15 protein-coding genes are annotated in these 18,149 nt (G+C 44.9%); 11 read left to right on the plus strand and 4 right to left on the minus strand.

What is annotated here, in order from left to right:
* Nucleotides 1–12 precede the first annotated feature (12 nt).
* From BLT94_RS12630 to BLT94_RS12640, 3 genes are read right to left on the minus strand one after another with little or no spacing between them, the layout of a single operon-like run.
* A complete protein-coding gene (locus tag BLT94_RS12630; RefSeq protein WP_092234684.1) occupies nt 13–780 on the minus strand; it encodes an FMN-binding protein in 768 nt (255 codons plus the stop codon).
* Nucleotides 773–1,933: an NADH:ubiquinone reductase (Na(+)-transporting) subunit B gene (locus tag BLT94_RS12635; protein WP_092234686.1), complete on the minus strand. Its 1,161-nt coding sequence runs from the start codon at nt 1,931–1,933 to the stop codon at nt 773–775. The genes BLT94_RS12630 and BLT94_RS12635 overlap by 8 nt, the downstream gene beginning before the upstream one ends.
* A gap of 3 nt (nt 1,934–1,936) precedes the next feature.
* Nucleotides 1,937–3,265, minus strand: a complete 1,329-nt coding sequence (locus BLT94_RS12640; RefSeq protein ID WP_092234688.1) for a 4Fe-4S dicluster domain-containing protein — start codon at nt 3,263–3,265, stop codon at nt 1,937–1,939.
* 439 nt (nt 3,266–3,704) lie between these two features.
* On the opposite strand from BLT94_RS12640, the gene BLT94_RS12645 reads away from it, so the two are divergent.
* Nucleotides 3,705–4,088, plus strand: coding sequence for a pancreas/duodenum homeobox protein 1 (locus tag BLT94_RS12645; RefSeq protein ID WP_092234690.1), 384 nt, complete (start codon nt 3,705–3,707; stop codon nt 4,086–4,088).
* A 95-nt stretch (nt 4,089–4,183) separates the two neighbouring features.
* On the opposite strand, the gene BLT94_RS12650 is transcribed toward BLT94_RS12645, so the two are convergent.
* Entirely contained in the window at nt 4,184–4,714 is a 531-nt protein-coding gene (locus tag BLT94_RS12650) for a peptidylprolyl isomerase (RefSeq protein ID WP_092234692.1), read from the minus strand.
* Between the two features lie 617 nt (nt 4,715–5,331).
* On the opposite strand from BLT94_RS12650, the gene BLT94_RS12660 reads away from it, so the two are divergent.
* The 10 genes from BLT94_RS12660 to BLT94_RS22535 all read left to right on the plus strand — a co-directional run bounded on the left by BLT94_RS12660 (nt 5,332) and on the right by BLT94_RS22535 (nt 17,963).
* Nucleotides 5,332–6,612, plus strand: coding sequence for a (Fe-S)-binding protein (locus tag BLT94_RS12660; RefSeq protein WP_092234696.1), 1,281 nt, complete (start codon nt 5,332–5,334; stop codon nt 6,610–6,612).
* Between the two features lie 34 nt (nt 6,613–6,646).
* Nucleotides 6,647–9,682 carry an FAD-dependent oxidoreductase gene (locus BLT94_RS12665; RefSeq protein WP_092234698.1) on the plus strand — a complete coding sequence of 1,012 codons (3,036 nt, stop codon included), beginning with the start codon at nt 6,647–6,649 and terminating at the stop codon, nt 9,680–9,682.
* 14 nt (nt 9,683–9,696) lie between these two features.
* Nucleotides 9,697–10,128 carry a hydrogenase iron-sulfur subunit gene (locus BLT94_RS12670; RefSeq protein ID WP_092234700.1) on the plus strand — a complete coding sequence of 144 codons (432 nt, stop codon included), beginning with the start codon at nt 9,697–9,699 and terminating at the stop codon, nt 10,126–10,128.
* Nucleotides 10,128–11,078, plus strand: coding sequence for a 4Fe-4S binding protein (locus tag BLT94_RS12675; RefSeq protein WP_092234702.1), 951 nt, complete (start codon nt 10,128–10,130; stop codon nt 11,076–11,078). Before BLT94_RS12670 ends, BLT94_RS12675 begins: the two co-directional genes overlap by 1 nt.
* A gap of 63 nt (nt 11,079–11,141) precedes the next feature.
* Nucleotides 11,142–12,215 carry a 4Fe-4S dicluster domain-containing protein gene (locus BLT94_RS12680; RefSeq protein WP_092234704.1) on the plus strand — a complete coding sequence of 358 codons (1,074 nt, stop codon included), beginning with the start codon at nt 11,142–11,144 and terminating at the stop codon, nt 12,213–12,215.
* The gene (locus tag BLT94_RS12685; protein WP_092234706.1) at nt 12,212–13,057 is read left to right on the plus strand and encodes an FAD/NAD(P)-binding protein; all 846 of its coding nucleotides are present in this window, start codon (nt 12,212–12,214) and stop codon (nt 13,055–13,057) included. Before BLT94_RS12680 ends, BLT94_RS12685 begins: the two co-directional genes overlap by 4 nt.
* Nucleotides 13,058–13,130: 73 nt before the next feature.
* Nucleotides 13,131–13,448, plus strand: coding sequence for an IscA/HesB family protein (locus BLT94_RS12690; RefSeq protein ID WP_092234708.1), 318 nt, complete (start codon nt 13,131–13,133; stop codon nt 13,446–13,448).
* Nucleotides 13,449–13,467: 19 nt separating this feature from the next.
* Complete coding sequence (locus BLT94_RS12695; RefSeq protein ID WP_014958253.1) at nt 13,468–13,950, plus strand: hypothetical protein; 483 nt, start codon at nt 13,468–13,470, stop codon at nt 13,948–13,950.
* Nucleotides 13,951–14,037: 87 nt separating this feature from the next.
* Nucleotides 14,038–17,112 (plus strand): FAD-dependent oxidoreductase, encoded by a 3,075-nt coding sequence (locus BLT94_RS12700; protein WP_092234710.1) that lies wholly within the window; start codon nt 14,038–14,040, stop codon nt 17,110–17,112.
* 77 nt (nt 17,113–17,189) lie between these two features.
* Nucleotides 17,190–17,963 carry a hydrogenase iron-sulfur subunit gene (locus tag BLT94_RS22535; protein ID WP_092234712.1) on the plus strand — a complete coding sequence of 258 codons (774 nt, stop codon included), beginning with the start codon at nt 17,190–17,192 and terminating at the stop codon, nt 17,961–17,963.
* Nucleotides 17,964–18,149: the final 186 nt, after the last annotated feature.

Here is an 18,149-nt window from a genome sequence, read left to right on the forward strand (position 1 = left end):
TATCCTTTTGAGTTATTTTAGATCCTTTGGGTTCATATCCTTTGGGTTTGTATTTTCCGATTGCGCGTCTTTTTTGGCTTTAAGCTGTCTTTGCCTGAAGGTAATGGATACGGGATCATAAGAAACCAGGGTCTTTTTTATGCCTTCCGACAAATATTTACCGGTCAGCGTCGCCCCTGAAATCCCATCCACATAATGCTCCTGCAGATCCCTTGGAAGATCTTGCGCCTTTCCTTTGGCAATACCCACGGAAACAAATTGATTCTGCGCGTTTAATATTTTTTTGCCTTTAAAATTTTTCCTGAACCATGCGCTTTCTATCTCGCCGCCAAGGCCTGGAGTTTCCGAATGGCTGAAAACCGAAAATCCCGACACGGTTCGGCCATCGGTTTCAAAGGCAAGATATCCTTGTATTTTTCCCCATAACCCCCGGGTGTTGATGGGAAGGATATAGCCCTTTATCGCCTCGTTATCCACATAAAGATACAGGCTCAAGGAATTTGAAACATAAGTTTCAATGATCTGTCCTTGTTTGTCCACCATAACCTCTTTGATGTGGGCATCATAAAGACTGTTGATCTTTTCTTTAGAGATTTTTTTTGTGCCGATCAAATCAACGGATTTAAGGATATTGGTTTTTCGATCCAGTTCCATGTTGACCATTTGAAATCCTTTTAACCCGACTGCGGCAGCCGTGATCATCAGACTGCAGATGACAGAAAGCAGCAGGGCAAACAAAATAACATTCTTTTTGCTGTTTTTATCTGTTTTCTCAGACATTTGGTATCCTTTTTGATGCAATATATTTAATCACGATATGATCCAGCAAAGGAGCAAACACATTCATAAAAATAATGGCAAGCATTATGCCTTCGACAAATGCCGGATTGGCAACCCTTATGGTAACGGTCAAAAAACCGATAAGAAATCCGAATATCCATCTTCCAGGATTCGTGCCGGGCGCACTGACAGGGTCTGTGGCCATAAACGAGATACCGAAAAGAAATCCGCCTGCACAAAGATGGTACAGCGGACCGGCATCAGCCCAGGAATTACTGCCTCCCGGAATCAAATGAAAAATAACGGCTGTCACAATTAATCCGGCAATGCCGCCTATAATAATTCTAAAGTTGGCAATCCTGGTGATGATAAGAAACAGGGCACCGACAAGACAGCATGCAGCTGACGTTCCGCCGATACTTCCCGGTATCAGGCCCCAGAAAAGACTGGATAATGTGTATCCTGAACCAGCCAGAGCAGTTGTTATTTTTTCACCTTCCGGGGCTAAAATTGCCAGGGGGGTCGCCCTGCTGATACCATCTACAGAATTTGCAGCCGCCACCCAGACATCACCGGAAATGGAGATTGGGTATGAAAAATACAAAAAAGCTCTCCCGGTCAAGGCTGGATTTAATATGTTCCTGCCTGTACCGCCAAAAACCTCTTTGCCGATCACAACACCGAATGAAATCCCTAATGCCACCTGCCATAAAGGAATGGTGGCCGGCAGGGTCAGTGGAAACAAAAGCCCAGTTACAAGAAGCCCTTCACTGATCGAATGCTTGCGGATGGAAGCAAACAGGGTCTCCCAGAAAAATCCCACAGCATAACTGACAAGGATAATGGGAACTACATATCGGGCTCCTAAAAGAAACGCATGGAGAATTGTGTAGGATTCTCCGTTGGCAATACCGATCTGATACCCTGTATTGTACATACCAAACAAGGTGACCGGAAGCAGGGACAAAATAACAAAACTCATATACCGTTTCAGGTCAAGGCTGTCCCTGACAAACGGCGTATGCTTGTTTTTGGATGACGGTAAAAAAAAGAAGGTTTTTGTGGCATCAAAAAGCGGTTCCAGCCGGTTGAATTTTCCCGAACCTGTAAAATGCTTTGCGCTGGAATCTATCAGTTTTCTTAACGGATTCATAACCTATTGTTTATCCTTGTAATGAGAGTCCATTCCATCGGACAAAATTTTTGTCAATTCTATTTTTGAGGGACAGGCATAGGAACACAGGCCACACCGGCAGCAATCCAGAAGCCCGTAACTCAAGGCATCTTCAATATCATCGCTCATCAAAGCCTTCATGATAAAATTGGGCATCAGGTCAACCGGACAGATTTTGGTGCAATACCCGCAATTAATACAGGCTCTTTGCTCACCATGAAGGGTGCAGTCAAGATCTTTAGGAGTACGGGTCAGACAGGATAAAAATGTTTTGGACACCGTGGGTTTGGTTAACCCGGGTTGAATAAACCCTAAGAACTGCTCTTTTTGAGGGTCAGGAATAAGGTTCAAGGTAGTGTCAAAAAAACCAATGTGGGATTGGGGATCAACTGATCTGCCGTTGAACCGGCCCGTTGTTATAATATTGTTATCCTCTATGCGCCCCACAAGATTTTTAACGGATGTACCCTGACGAATAATGATATGGGGTTTTTTATCCTTTGGCCGGGTAACGGTTACCACCCTTTTAACAGGATATGTACCGGTTAAAAGAAATTTTACCACCAGTATAAGGTGTTCTGCTGAAATGCACCAGGAAAGGTTATCTTCTTGGGATGTTTTCAAATGATAAAGAACCACACCCGGATCCCATGCAGGATAAAAATCGGGAACCGTATGGGTGATATGTTTTTTAAATCCATTCAATCTTTCCAGGCTGCTTTGCCTTGAAGTCACTATGATCTGTTTTGAAAACCGTTTTAAAAGTTTTATACCCAGTTCAAAGGTGGCTGTTTCATTTTCAAGCACCGCCCAAGGCTCAGGGGAAAAAGGATCATTCCCGTTTAAAGAAACAATAATCATGGGTGGTTCATTGGTTTGACCGGCTGTATCTTTTGAGGGAAATTCCCGGAAACACTGCCAGAGACCGCCTTGCTGAAGCTGCTCTATGATTTGGGGTATACCAATTTTTTGAATACTATCTGAAGACAAGGGGTCAAACCGGATAAACTCATCTTTTTTTTCAAGACAAATGACAACTTCTTTTAATCGCCGTCTTTCCCCGAAAACAATCTGCTTGACAGTTCCTGTTCCAGGTGACACATAAACAACACTCGTATTGCGTTTATCGCAAAAAAGTGGCGTCCCTGTTTTTACAGGATCATTTTCCTTTACCAGAAGTTTTGGACGGATATACGGGATATCCATTGCTGATACAGCTATGGTTTCAGGTTCCGGCATATGAATAATACTCAGATCCGGTATCCCGGCAAGCTGTGTTTTAAATCCTTTTGAGAGTTTGATATGTTTCATGAATCAGAATTCCGTTAATAAAAAATTACGTGATTGTAAAATGATTCACCATTTTGTACTATTTGAAACGATGCAATGCCGGAATGTTGCAGTCACAACCTCTGACGCAGCCGTAAAACTTGATCTATAATCCGGACACCTTAGTTTGACAGCCATTTCAACATCCTTATCCCGACCGATTGGGCGACATGGATTTTAATTTAGCACAAATGACTTCAGGGTACAATCCGAATAATGCATGTACAGATCCGGCATTAATTTTTAATCTTGATTTTCCCCTTAAGGTTTTATAAAAAAGTCTTACAATTTCACACAAAGATTTTCAATCTTTGTTGTAGGCAAATCTTAAATAAAATATCGGATCTGCCCGTAGCCGTCATTAAAAAATGATGGCTTATTATTTTTTGAAACAATTAGCCCAAAAAGGATTAAAATTATAATGAATCAAGCTGTATTAAAACAATTATTTACACAAGATTATCTTGACACGCTTCTACCAAAAGAAACCAGTGACAAGTTTTTTGAGGCACTTTATGGGGATGCATCAGATGGTGCATATGATATCCGGCTTGAATTCATCTCTGCCCATAACAAACGGATTGTTTTAGCATTCAACCTTATCAAGAGACCTGGAAAATGCCTGGTGTGCAGCCTTACATACGGTCTTCCCAATGTTTTTATCCGCCATCCTTTGATCAATATAAAGGGTATGATAAAAAAAATTGAAGACAAAGGAATTAAGATAAAAAACTGGCAATTGGGCGATACTGAAGAAAACAGCAACTCACTTCATATCATCCCTTTTTTTCTGGACATGGAATAACGATCATTTTTTGACAAAAAAAGCCGGAACTGTGATGCACAGATCCGGCTTTTTTTTATACAGTGTAACCCTGTTGATTTGTGACAGGATTTTTTTCAGGCTTTGGGCAGTTTGGGAAATTGTTTTGTGATAATTTTATTCCATTCATCCAACTGAGGTTTCACCTGTTTGAACAGTGAACCTACATTTCCTTTAATGGTTATTTTATCAATGGTATCACCCTGGGCAATGCTGTCCACAACTTTCTGGTCTTCATCACTTTCAACCACACCAAACACCGTGTGCATGCCGTCAAGATGAGGAGTTGGGCCATGAGTGATAAAAAACTGGCTGCCGTTTGTTCCAGGACCTGCATTTGCCATTGAAAGAATGCCGGGTTTGTCATGCTTGAGGTCTTTTTTAAATTCATCTTTAAATTTATAACCAGGATCACCCATTCCTGTTCCGTATGGGCATCCACCCTGGATCATGAAGTCGGCAATAACACGATGAAATTTAAGGCCGTTATAATATTCTCTTTTTGCAAGATTTGCAAAGTTACTGCAGGTAAGGGGGGTCTGGTCGGCAAATAATTTTATATTTATCGTACCTTTGCTTGTTTCCATAATCGCTGTTAAGTCAGGCATATTTTCTCCTTTTTAATAACTGCCACAGGCAAATCCGGTTTTTTATTTAAGATTTGCCTGCAACGAAAATTGAAAGTCTTCTTATGATTTTTTCAAGACTTTCTTATAAAAAAATAAATCTGGCTGAAAATTAAGGATTTGTTTTTGTTTGTCAAATAAAAAAAGAGCGAATTAACCGGACAGGCGAATCCTCCTGCATCTTGTTGCAGTTTTTAAAAAGAACTTTAAAACTTTTGCTAAACGCATAAACTAATCATCAAAAACAATATATGTTATTATATATTTCTATAATTACGACTTAAATGATTTATATTATCAATTTGCTAAATCCAAAGCTTTTTTATATTCAAACGAGGATATTAATGTGCAACATACTGGCTGTGCCATTCAAACGAAAGAATTTGGCAGGCCACACAATTTTAACGGAGAAAAAAATGCGCCACTTTCCCAAAAGACACTGAGTGTTTGAAAAAAGCACTGCCCGTGCCTGGCAGATGCAATTGTGTTTTGGGGAAGCTGTGACTGCCTTCTGATCCATATTCGGCATACAATTGGTTCCCCCCTTACAGGTTCATGGGTTTTAAATTGAATTTAATTCATCCTTGGAGGGATATATTATGCTGGATATACTGCAACTCAATAAAAATAATAATGGAATCAGGCAAAAGGTCAAAGAACTGATCCCTGACGGCAATTTAAGTGCCTGCCTGACCTGTGGTGCCTGCTCAAGCGGCTGTCCTGCCACGGGCCTGATGAGTATGGACCCCAGAAAATTTTTGCGTATGGCTGTTTTAGGCATGGATACAGAACTGGAACGCCATCCCTGGTTATGGGCTTGCACCATGTGCAACCGGTGCTATGATGTCTGCCCCATGAAACTCAACATTCCCCAGCTTGTTTTTTACCTGCGCTCCCAGTGGCCCAGGCAAGAGCGGCCAAAAGGAATTTTAGCCTCCTGCGATCACCATATCAATTCAGGGGGCGGTGCCATGGGTGTTCCGCTTGAGGATTTTAAATTCACCGTGGATGACTTGGCCGAAGAGTGCCGGGAGCAGGAAGGATTTGAAGATCTTGAGGTGAATATCGACCGGGAAGGCGCCTATTTTGCCCTGAACCAGAACTCAAGAGAGCCTGTAACAGAACCGGACGAACTGCTCCCCTTATGGAAAATCCTTCACAAAGCAGGTGCTGACTGGACCTATTACTCAGAGTACTGGGGCGGTGAAAATTATTGCATGTTTCTTGCCGATGACCCGTCCTGGGAAAAAATCATCCGTGCCCAGGCTGAACATATCGACAACCTGGGGTGCAAAGTCTTTGTAAACACCGAGTGCGGACATTCCTTTTATGCTGTCTGGAGCGGACTTCAACGCTTTAACATCCCCCACAAATTCGAATTTCGACACATTGTTGAATACTATGCCCAATGGATTAGGGAAGGCAAACTTGATGTCAATTCAGACTGGAACAAAACCGGCATCAAATTTACGGCCCAGGACCCGTGTAATGTGGTGAGAAAATCCCTTGGCGACCGATTTGCAGATGACTTGAGATTTGTTGTCAAACAAGTTGTGGGAGAAGAAAATTTTGTTGAAATGATGCCGGGCAAATCCAACAACTACTGCTGCGGTGGCGGTGGCGGTGCCCTACAGGCCGGATATACCGATGAGCGAAGGCAATACGGAAGAACAAAATTCGAGCAGATCATGGCAACAGGTGCCACTTATGTGGTTACCCCCTGCCATAATTGTCATGCACAGATTGAAGACTTAGCCCATGCCCATGACGGAAACTACCACACGGTTCACTTGTGGACCCTGATCTGTCTTTCCATGGGGATTCTTGGTGAAAACGAACGAATCTATCTGGGACCTGACCTGGCAGAATACGGACTGTAAAAACAAAAAACAATTTTTCCAAGGAGAATTTCATATGAACTCCAAACATCCCCTTGGGTCGGTCCTTGTTGCCGGAGGCGGCATTGCCGGAATCCAGGCCGCCCTTGACCTTGCCGACTCGGGATTTTATGTATACATGGTTGAACAAAGCCCTGCCATAGGCGGGGTCATGGCCCAACTGGACAAAACCTTTCCCACTAACGACTGTTCCATGTGCATCATGTCACCCAAGCTTGTGGAAGTGGGAAGGCATATCAATATCGAACTTGTCACTCTGGCATCCATTCTGGATATCCGCGGTGAAAAAGGCGATTTTATGGTGGATATCTTCCAGAAAGCCAGGTATGTCGACATGGACAAATGCTTGGGCTGCGGTGCCTGCGTGGAAAAGTGCCCCAAAAAAGTGGACGACATTTACAACGAAGGGCTGATCAAACGCAAGGCGATTTATGTTCCTTATGCCCAGGCTGTCCCGTTGAAATATGTTATTGATCCTGAGAACTGCATCAAACTGACCCGGGATAAATGCGGTAACTGCGAGAAAGTCTGCCCGGCGGATGCCATCAATTATGAAGACACGGACAAGACCCATACCATCAATGTGGGTTCTGTGATACTGGCACCCGGTTTTAAACCTTTTCATCCGCAAGATTCTCTTGTTTATGGATGGGCTGCCTCAAAAAATGTGGTGACCTCCCTTGAATTTGAGCGCCTGCTTTCAGCATCCGGCCCCAACCAGGGCCACATTGTGCGCATGTCCGACCACGAAACCCCAAAAAGCATTGCCTGGCTGCAATGTGTTGGGTCCCGTGACGTCAATCAATGCGATAATGCACATTGTTCATCTGTTTGCTGCATGTATGCCATCAAGCAGGCCATCATCGCCAAAGAGCATGACCCGGCATTATCATGCACCATTTTCTATATGGACATGCGAACCCACGGCAAAGGATTTGAGGCCTGCTTCAATGAAGCAAAAGACAAGCATGATATCCGGTTTGTCCGTTGCAGGGTCCATTCGGTCAACCAGTCCCTGGACAACCCAATGCAAACACTTGTCTATTTTGATGATGAAACAGGCGAATTATCAAGAGAAGAAGTGGATATAGTCGTCTTGTCCGTGGGCATGGAAATTGATAAGAAAACCAAAACCTTTGCCGAAAAAATCGGAATTGAACTTACCGACCAGGGATTTTGCAAAACCCAATCTTTTACTCCCACTGCCACAAGCCGGGACGGTATTTATGTGTGCGGGGCCTTCCAGGGGCCCAAAGACATTCCGCAATCAGTGATCGAAGCCGGTTCAGCCGCCCTGTGTGCCGGAACTGCCGTGTCCGAAGCCCGGGGCAGCCTTGTGAAAACCATTGAAGAAATCCCGGAAAGGGATATCACAGGTGAGGTGCCCAGAATCGGTGTATTTGTCTGCCATTGCGGCATTAATATAAGCGGCGTGGTGGATGTACCTGCTGTTCGGGACTATGCTGCTGCCCTGCCCTTTGTGGAATTTGCCGATGACAACCTTTATTCCTGCTCACAGGACGCTCAGGAGATTATCTCCGGTATCATCCGGGACAAAAATCTTAACCGGGTGGTCGTGGCCGCCTGCAGCCCCAGAACCCATGAACCGCTTTTCCAGGAGACACTTGCCTGTGCAGGCTTGAACAAATACCTGTTTGAAATGGTGAACATCAGGAACCACAACTCCTGGGTTCACAAAGATAACCCTGAGCAAGCAACCCAAAAAGCCATGGACAGCGTTGCAATGGCCGTATCCAAGGTGGCGCTTTTTACGCCACTCAAAGAAGAAAGCCTTTCCATCAACAAAGGGCTTCTGGTCATTGGCGGCGGTATTTCCGGCATGACGGCAGCATTGTCCATGGCAAACCAGGGCTTTAGCGTGGATCTTGTGGAAAAAGAAAACCGGCTGGGAGGACAAGCCCTCCATATTTTTAAAACCTCAACCGGTGCTGATGTTCAAGAGGCTTTAGAGACCATGCGTTGTTCCGTTATGACCCATACAAATATTCAAGTACACCTTGAAACCCAGTTGTCCGAAGTCAAGGGCTTTGTGGGAAATTTTACAACCACGTTGACCACGGATTCAGGCGAAACCGTTGTGGAACACGGAGCCGCCATAATTGCCACAGGAGCGGCCGAATACAAACCCGACGAATACATGTACAAAAAAGATCCCAGAGTAATGACCGGTCTGGAGCTGGACAACGGAATCATGCAGGAAAATCCCTGCATCATGACTGCAAAAACAGCGGTATTCATCCAATGCGTGGGATCAAGACAACCGGACAGGCCCTATTGTTCAAGGATATGCTGCACCCATTCCATTACATCCGCTCTTCATTTAAAACAAATCAACCCAAAAATGGACGTATATGTTCTGTACAGGGATATCCGCACCTATGGCGAAAAGGAACTGCTATACCAGGAGGCCAGAGAAAAAGGCGTTATTTTTATCCGGTATGATCAGAACAACAAACCCATGGTCACAAAAGGCGGCAAACACCTTGATATTGTTGTAACCGACCACATCCTCAAATCCCCTGTTCTGATCAAAACCGATCTTCTGGTATTAGCCAGTGCTGTTGTGTCCCGCCGGGACGACGCCCTTGCACAAATGTTCAAGGTGCCCATGGACAGTGACGGTTTTTTTGCAGAAGCCCATGTCAAACTGGCCCCGTCAAATTTTGCCGTGGACGGGGTATTTTTGTGCGGGCTTGCCCATTATCCCAAACCCATTGACGAATCCATTGCCCAGGCCCAGGCAGCTGCTGCCGGAGTAAGCCGGCTTTTTGCCAAAACACAGATCAAAACCCTTGGCAACACCGCTGCCGTAGACACAACCATCTGTAGTTCCTGCGGAGTCTGCATTGAGGTGTGCCCCTACAATGCCCCCTTCTTTATTGAAGAAGGTCGGGACCAGGGAAAAGCCGCTGTAAATTCCGTGCTTTGCAAAGGATGCGGAGTGTGTGTGGCCTCCTGCCGCTCGGGAGCTGCAGGGCTCAAGGGATTTGAAGAAGAACAGATCATGGCCATGATTGATCATGCCTTTTAACCGGAGCTATTAATATGAAAGAATTTGAACCCAAAATCATCACTTTTCTGTGCAACTGGTGCAGCTATGGCGCTGCCGACTTAGCCGGTGTCAGCCGGTTCCAATACCCCGCTAACATGAGAATCGTCAGGGTTCCCTGCTCCGGCCGGGTATCTGCAAAAATGATCCTCCATGCAATCCGCAACGGTGCGGACGGCGTCTGGATATCAGGATGCCATCCAGGAGACTGCCACTATATTGAAGGCAACTATTATGCCCGGCGCAAATTTACCCTGCTCAAGGAACTGCTGGAATATACCGGACTTGAACCCGGACGGCTGCAGTTTTCATGGATTTCCTCGGCCGAAGGAGTCAAGTTTGCAGACATAGCCCGGCAGGTGATTGAAGAGATCACACAATTAGGCCCTGCCTGCCACCTTGTCAAAACACTTCCCGAGGTGGCCTGATGAACAAGATAACCCAGAATATCAGAACCCTGGCAAAACAATTGCTGGAAGAAAAAACCGTGGACAGTGTCATCGGATTTCAACAGGCAAGTCTTGCCCACATGACCCGGCCTTTTATGGCAAAAACCATTGAAGACGCTCAAGAGCTTGTGTTTAACTGCAACTGCCGCATGAACCTGACCAACTATCTTTCCGGCTTGAAAAACAAGGTAGGTATTGTTGTCAAAGGGTGTGACAGCAGAAACCTGGTCACCCAGCTTATTGAAAACAGAATCAACAGGGATCAGGTGTATATCATCGGAGTTCCATGCACCGGGCTTGCAGATAAAACAAAGCTGCTCAATACGGCAAAAGGCCTGGATATCGTATCTGTGGAAGATGACGATGATACCATTGTGATAAAAACAGACAATTGTTCAATGTCCATTGAGAAAGAAGAGATACTGCAAGACAATTGCAGAACATGTATCCGGCACAACCCGGTTATCCATGATGTACTGGCAGGCCCGGCTGTCCCGGAATCCGAAATTCAAGACCGGTTCAAAGATGTCGAAAAAATTGAAGCTTTAAACCCTGATGATAAAAAAGCATTTTTTACAGATTTGCTTGATACTTGTATCCGCTGTTATGCATGCCGGGACGCATGCCCCCTGTGCTATTGTCCCACCTGTTTTGTGGATGAATCCCGGCCCCAGTGGGTGGGCAAGACAACAGACCCTGTGGATACACGGACCTATCATCTGGTCAGGGCCTTTCACGACGCCGGTCGGTGTACGGACTGCGGGGCCTGTGAAGCAGCGTGCCCCATGAATATCCCCATACGAGTCTTTACCCGGAAAACCATAAAAGACTGTGTTCAGTATTTCGGGGTTGAGGCTGGCATGGATGAAACACTGCGGCCTGCGCTGGACAAATTCAGCCTGGAAGATCCGCAACCTTTCATCCGGTGACGGATTTTTACATCTACAGTCTTGCCAAGACTTTAGAACCATATCAGACATAAAGGATATATCATGGAAATGATCAGCATACATAAAACCAACCTGGCAGAAGCCATGGCCAAAGCCCAGGAGACCTATACCCTTGCAGGCCCGGTAGCAACCCTGCACGGCTATACTTTCAGAGAGCTTGAAAAAGGCGAACCCCCGGATTTTAACTATACCCATACCTATTTATCCCCAAAGGCAGTTGTTTTTCCCCAATCCGAACTTTTGTTCCATTTCAAAGGAACAAGCATGGGGAATATACCTGCCGGTCTGTCCCAGCCGTCCATAAATTCCCCTTCCAGGGCGGCTGTGGGCATCCGGCCCTATGACGCCAAAGCTATCAGGATGCTGGCGTACAATTTTGACACAACTGAATTTCAAGACCCCTATTTTATGAACCATTATAAAAACCTGACCCTTGTGGGGCTGGCTGAAAACAATCCAGACCCTGCCAATTTCAGCACCAGCTGTGGAACAGGCCCTTTTGATGAAACGTATCTGGATATTTTGCTGGTGGATACAGGAGATGAGTTTACAGGAAAAATCCTTACCCCAAAAGGCAAAACCTTTGCCGATACCGCCGGTTTCACACCGGCAGATCCGGGCATGGCTGAAACAATCAATGCATTAAAACACGAGGCCGAGGCAAAAATTGCATCCAATCCGGCCTTTTTACCCCAAAAAGTCATGGAAAATTTAAAAACCATTGCAAACTTAGAAACCCTGGATCTTTACAATGCACCGATATGGGAAGATCTGGCCTTTGGTTGCATCAACTGCAGCACCTGCACCTTTGTCTGCCCGACCTGCTGGTGCTTTGACATTCAAGATGAGACAGACGGTCAAGAAGGTGTCCGCATCAAACTGTGGGATTCGTGCATGTCCGATCTTTATTCAACCCATGCTTCAGGCCACAATCCAAGGGAAAAGGGGTGGCAGCGCTTTAGAAACCGATTCATGCACAAACTCAAATATTTTCCCGACAAATACGGCCATGGAGTTATGTGCGTGGGATGTGGCAGGTGTATCAGTTCCTGCCCTGCCGGTATTGACATCAGAACCATAAGTCAAACCCTGAACCAGCTGGAGGCGGTCAAGTGAAAAATCCATACAAACCTTTTCCGGTAAAAATAGAAGACATTAAAACAGAAACCCATGACAGGTCCCTGAAAACTTTTACTTTTATCTTTGATCACAAAGAAGATGAAAACGCCTTTTCCTATACACCCGGTCAGTTTGCCATGCTGTCCATCCCCTGTGTGGGAGAAATCCCCATCGGCATTGCCTCGGCTCCCTGCGAACAAGGTGCAGTAAAATTCACCGTGTTTAAGACCGGAAAGGTAACCTCTTTTTTGCACAACATGAAAAAAGGGGATGAGATGGGCATTCGTGGTCCCTTTGGCAATGGGTTTCCCTTAAAAGAGATGAAAGACAAAAACCTGCTTATCATCGGCGGAGGCTTTGCTTTCACCACGCTGAGATCCTTGATAAAAACCCTGCTTCAACCCGGTGTACGCAAAGATTTCAATCAGATTGACGTGGTCTATGGAGCAAGAAATCCTGGCATGCTGCTTTACAGGGAGGAGCTTGCGGACTGGAACAAAAGAGATGATATTCACATGCATATCACAGTGGACACAACAGATGATGAAAACTGGCCGTACCATACCGGTTTTATCCCGACGGTTGTGCAAGAATGTGTTCCGAGAAATGACAATAACACCATGGCCATAGTCTGCGGCCCGCCGGTCATGATCAAATTCACCCGACCGGTTCTCACAGACCTTGATTACAGTGATGAGGAGATTCTCATGAGTCTTGAAAACAGGATGAAATGCGGAATCGGAATGTGCGGCAGGTGCAACATAGGCAAAGAACTGGTGTGCAAGGACGGCCCTGTTTTCACACTTGAACAAATAAACCGGACACCCGGAGAATTTTAATCCAATTGAACAGACAAACAAACAAAATTAAAAGGCTGTTTGCCCTTTTAACAAATCAAAGGAGATACTCGATATGATCACAGTCAGCAAATCAGCACAAGAACAGGTAAGTGCATATTTCAAAAACAACCAACAAGATCCCCAGCCGATAAGAATTTTTGTTACAAGTACCTGCAGCGGCCAATCGCTTTCCATGGCCCTGGATAAGGTAACCCCGGAAGATTCGGTTTTCACACATAAAGGGGTGGATTACATAATGGAAACATCGCTTCTGGAACAGGCCAAACCGGTTGAAGTAGAGTATACGGGAACAGGCTTTAACATTACTTCAAAACTTGAATTAGCCGGTGGCTGCGGATCTTGCGGCAGCAGCGGCTCCTGCTGCGAATAAACCGTAAAAGGGGAAAATCATGATCGCAAATATACGGGTACATTCAAAAGTGGAAAAAGCCATACAACAGATGGCAAATCAGGACAATGCACCGAAAATAGCCGCCTTAAGAGCCCAAAAAATTATCGATACCCTGATCAAAGGCTGCCGTATCTCCCATGTTGGAAAATTTTCCAGAAAAAAGGATCTGCGGATAAAAAACGTGTTCAAATTCAACCTTGGAAAAGGGTATCGGCTGGTAAGCATCAAAGAGCAGGATATCTTGTATATTCTGTTTATCGGTGACCATGACCAGTGCGATCGGTGGCTTGACACATACAGAAAAAAAAGGCCCCATAAAATACCTATTCCCTTAAACATATATGGTGTTTCAAGTCTGAATAAAAATAACCCTAAAAAACTTGATTACCAGGATATAAAACATGATGATGCAAAATATTTACCTGAAATCACACAAGAAGATCTTCGAAAAGTATTCTGCGGCATTGTAAGTAATTCCTGATTCTGAATACGATAAAAAAATCAAAACCAGGCATTGGCAACACAATGCCTGGTATCGTACCCCAATCAATTTAAAAAATGGTGAACTATGGAAAACATATCAGTTAAAAAAAATTTTGGCGACGTAATGGTCGTTGGCGGAGGAATCAGCGGGATTCAGGCATCTCTTGATCTTGCCACTTCAGGATATAAAGTGTACCTGGTTGAAAAGTCACCCACCATCGGCGGCAAGATGGCCCAGTTAGACAAAACCTTTCCCACCAATGACTGCTCCATGTGCATTGAATCTCCCAAGTTCCTTGAATGCAAACGCCATCCCAACATAGAAATCATGACCTTGACTGAAATTAAAAATGTTGAGGGAAATGCAGGAGATTTTAAGATAACGCTGATCAAAAAACCCAGATACGTTGATGAGGACAAATGCACGGGTTGCACAAGTTGTACGGAATATTGTCCGGTTGAAGTTTCAGACCCTTTTAATCAGAACATATCAAAAAACAAAGCTGTTCATATGTTCTTTGCCCAGGCAATTCCCCTTACTCCTTATATAGATGAAAAATGTGTTTACCTTGACGGTGAACGGTGTACCATCTGCCTTGGAATCTGTAAAAATGACGCCCTGGATTTTAACCAGGCACCTGAGACCATAGAAGTCCATACAGGAGCCATCGTTCTGGCCTTGGGCATTGAGCCTTTTGACCCCATGCTCAAAAACGATTACGGATATGGAATAATGCAGAATGTGGTAACCAGCCTTGACTATGAGCGGCTGTTATGCGCCACAGGGCCTTATGAAGGAGAAATCCTGCGCGCTTCCGACAAAAAACATCCCCACAAAATTGCCTGGATTCACTGCGTTGGTTCCAGACGGGTCACCCCCGGCGACAACAGCTATTGTTCCGCAGTCTGCTGCACCTACACACAAAAGCAGGTGATTTTAACCAAAGACCATGATGCAAAAGCTGAATGCACAATATTCCACAATGATATCCGATCCTACAGCAAAGGGTTTGAACGGTTCTACCAGAGAACGGAAGATCTTCCAGGGATTCGCTTTATCAGAAGTTATGTATCTGTTGGAAGAGAAATCCCGGAAAGCAAAAATGTAACTCTCAGATACGCAACGACCGAGGATGGCGTTAAAGAAGAGGAATTTGATATGGTGGTATTGTCTGTGGGGCTTGAGCCGCCTGCAGATTATAAGTATCTGGCAGACAAATTCGGCATTGAACTCAATGCCCACGGATTCTGCAAAATAAATCCTGCCAACCCCATTGAAACCACCAGGCCGGGCATTTTTGTAAGCGGAGCTTTTCAGGGTCCCATGGATATCCCTGAATCGGTTTTCACCGCCAGCGGGGCCTGTTCCCAGTGCGGAGAACTGCTGTCCTACAGAAAAGGCCGGCTGTCCAAAGAAAGGATATATCCGGAAGAAAGGGATATCACGGGAGAAGAGCTTAAGATTGGGGTTTTTGTATGCCATTGCGGTGCCAACATCGGCAGAATTGTCAATGTCCCTTCAGTGGTTGAGTATGCCCTGACCCTGCCCAATGTTGTCTATGCCCAGGAACAGCTCTTTTCATGTGCAACAAATTCCGCCCAGGAAATAACGGACATGATAAAAGAAAAAAACCTCAACCGTGTAATCGTGGCTGCCTGCACCCCCAGAACCCATGAACCTGTATTCCGGGACACTTTGAGGGAAGGCGGAATCAATCAATATCTTTACGACATGGTAAACATAAGAGAACATTGCTCATGGGTACACTCTAAAGAGCCGGAAGAAGCCACTCAAAAAGCAAAGGATTTACTTCGGATGTCCGTATCACGGACCAAACACCTGGAACCGTTAAAGGAATTTGATCTGCCGGTCAACAAGGCGGCAATAGTTGTGGGCGGCGGTCTGGCTGGCATGACCGGTTCTCTTAGTCTTGCCAACCAGGGGTTTGAGGTTCACTTGCTGGAAAAGGACTCCCAATTGGGGGGAATGGCCCGGCGTCTTCACACCACCATTGATGGAATGGATGTTCAAGCCTATATGAATGATCTGATACATCAGGTTTATCAAAATCCCGGAATCCATGTGTCCCATGAGACTGTCATCAAGGATGTTGAGGGGTATGTGGGCAATTTTGTCACCACAGTGGAAACAGAAGGCAGAATTAAAACCATCAAACATGGTGCAGCAATCCTTGCCACAGGTGCGGCCGAATACAAGCCTGACGAATACCTTTATGGACAAAACGACCAGGTACTCACCCAGCTGGATCTGGAAGAAAATATTTTTAAAAACGATGAGCGGCTTACCAATGCCGAAAGCCTTGTGATGATACAATGCGTGGGCTGCAGAAACCAGGAACGAAATTACTGCTCCCGGATATGCTGTACCCATGCAATAAAAAACGCCTTAAAATTAAAAGAAATAAACCCTGAAATGCAGATCTATATTCTGTTCAGGGATATGCGAACATATGGATTTAATGAAGATTACTACAGGGAAGCGGCTCAAAAAGATATACGGTTCATCCGTTATACTCAAAATGACAAACCCGTGGTGGAAGCTGTGGATCAAAGCGGTCGGCCTGTTTTAAGAGTAACCGTTCCAGATCCTGTTTTAGGCCGGCAAATTGAATTGGACGCAGACCTGCTTGTTCTGTCCGCTGCTGTTATCCCCCCGGCAGACATTGAGGATGTCTCCAAATTATTCAAGGTGGCGTTAAGCCCGGAGGGATTTTACCAGGAAGCCCATGTAAAATTAAGACCTGTTGACTTTGCCGCAGAAGGCGTTTTTCTTTGCGGTGCAGCCCATTATCCCAAGCATATATCCGAATCCATTAACCAGGCATATGGCGCAGCCGGGCGGGCTGCAGTGCTTCTCTCACAAGACACGGTCACGGCATCCGGTTCTGTTTGCGAGGTGGATGAAGACAAATGTATCTCCTGCGGAGCATGCATCACAGCCTGTACCTATGGTGCCATACAATTTCATGACACCCCGAAAGGCAAAAAGGCCGAGGTTATTCCTGTTCTGTGCAAAGGGGACGGTCTGTGTAATGCAAAATGTCCTGTGGATGCGATCTTTCTAAAACATTATACTGATGAGGAAATTTTGCATCAGGTTGATGCGCTGTTTTCAGATCCTGAGCTGACAATTGCCTGACAAAACCGCAATCAGCCATTCCAACTAAAACAGGCAAACTCAAACATGCAAACTCAAAAAAAGAAAAGGACTTCAAAATGAATAAACAAAAAAATGCTACGCCCAGGATAGTCGGTTTTTTATGTAATTGGTGTTGTTACGGAGGAGCGGATCTTTGCGGGGTATCCCGGTTTCAATACCCTCCTTATCTGAGGGTTGTACGATTAATGTGTTCCGGCAGAGTCGATCTGAAATTTATACTACGGGCATTTTCCAATGGATCAGACGGAGTGTTTGTAGGTGGTTGCCATTTGAATGACTGCCATTATAATCCCGAGGGCAATTATGATGCATTAATCATGTCCAAAATATGCATAAAGCTATTGGAACATATAGGGATCAACCCTGAAAGATTCAGGCTTGAATGGGTATCTGCAGGTGAAGGAATCCGTTTTGCAGATATCATGAATGAATTCAGCCGCAAGATAAAGCAATTAGGGCCTCTTGGCACAAGCGAAGGAATGGACAAAAAAGAACTGGCATTTAAACTCGAAGCTGTTGGAAAAATGATTCCATACATTAAACTTTGGGAAAGAGAGCGCCTGAGAATACCTGTCAGAAGTGAAGAAGCATATGATAATTTTTTTGCCGGCAAAGATCTGGACAGATTGTTTGATGAAACAATTGCAGACAAACTGGCAGTCAGCCAGATCATGCTGCTTTTAAAAGACACTCCCCTTTCAACAAACGATATCAGTGAAAAATTGCGCCTTAATCCATCCGAGATATCCCGGCACATGATCAATTCATCACGGCATGGCATGGTAAAATATGATACGGCAAGCAAATGTTACGCGCTGGCACGAACTTAAATTCGCGATGTTTGATCTTTTTTTAAAAAAAGTTGTTTTTTTTATTACCAGGGAAATAATATTAATGGACTAAAAAACAAGAAAGGATTAAAGGCATGACAACAAACCCGGATTTCATTTCACCTTGTGGTCTTTATTAAGGCTACACAGGATGTCATCAATGCGATGAATTTCCCTGCCAATATA

This window comes from Desulfobacula phenolica, assembly GCF_900105645.1.
Lineage (GTDB): Bacteria > Desulfobacterota > Desulfobacteria > Desulfobacterales > Desulfobacteraceae > Desulfobacula > Desulfobacula toluolica.

What these genes read in the sequence shown, in the direction of transcription:
- BLT94_RS12630 (WP_092234684.1), bottom strand. Translation starts at nt 780, where the DNA reads ATGTCTGAGAAAACAGATAAAAACAGCAAAAAGAATGTTATTTTGTTT.
- BLT94_RS12635 (WP_092234686.1), bottom strand. Translation starts at nt 1,933, where the DNA reads ATGAATCCGTTAAGAAAACTGATAGATTCCAGCGCAAAGCATTTTACA.
- BLT94_RS12640 (WP_092234688.1), bottom strand. Translation starts at nt 3,265, where the DNA reads ATGAAACATATCAAACTCTCAAAAGGATTTAAAACACAGCTTGCCGGG.
- BLT94_RS12645 (WP_092234690.1), top strand. Translation starts at nt 3,705, where the DNA reads ATGAATCAAGCTGTATTAAAACAATTATTTACACAAGATTATCTTGAC.
- BLT94_RS12650 (WP_092234692.1), bottom strand. Translation starts at nt 4,714, where the DNA reads ATGCCTGACTTAACAGCGATTATGGAAACAAGCAAAGGTACGATAAAT.
- BLT94_RS12660 (WP_092234696.1), top strand. Translation starts at nt 5,332, where the DNA reads ATGCTGGATATACTGCAACTCAATAAAAATAATAATGGAATCAGGCAA.
- BLT94_RS12665 (WP_092234698.1), top strand. Translation starts at nt 6,647, where the DNA reads ATGAACTCCAAACATCCCCTTGGGTCGGTCCTTGTTGCCGGAGGCGGC.
- BLT94_RS12670 (WP_092234700.1), top strand. Translation starts at nt 9,697, where the DNA reads ATGAAAGAATTTGAACCCAAAATCATCACTTTTCTGTGCAACTGGTGC.
- BLT94_RS12675 (WP_092234702.1), top strand. Translation starts at nt 10,128, where the DNA reads ATGAACAAGATAACCCAGAATATCAGAACCCTGGCAAAACAATTGCTG.
- BLT94_RS12680 (WP_092234704.1), top strand. Translation starts at nt 11,142, where the DNA reads ATGGAAATGATCAGCATACATAAAACCAACCTGGCAGAAGCCATGGCC.
- BLT94_RS12690 (WP_092234708.1), top strand. Translation starts at nt 13,131, where the DNA reads ATGATCACAGTCAGCAAATCAGCACAAGAACAGGTAAGTGCATATTTC.
- BLT94_RS12695 (WP_014958253.1), top strand. Translation starts at nt 13,468, where the DNA reads ATGATCGCAAATATACGGGTACATTCAAAAGTGGAAAAAGCCATACAA.
- BLT94_RS12700 (WP_092234710.1), top strand. Translation starts at nt 14,038, where the DNA reads ATGGAAAACATATCAGTTAAAAAAAATTTTGGCGACGTAATGGTCGTT.
- BLT94_RS22535 (WP_092234712.1), top strand. Translation starts at nt 17,190, where the DNA reads ATGAATAAACAAAAAAATGCTACGCCCAGGATAGTCGGTTTTTTATGT.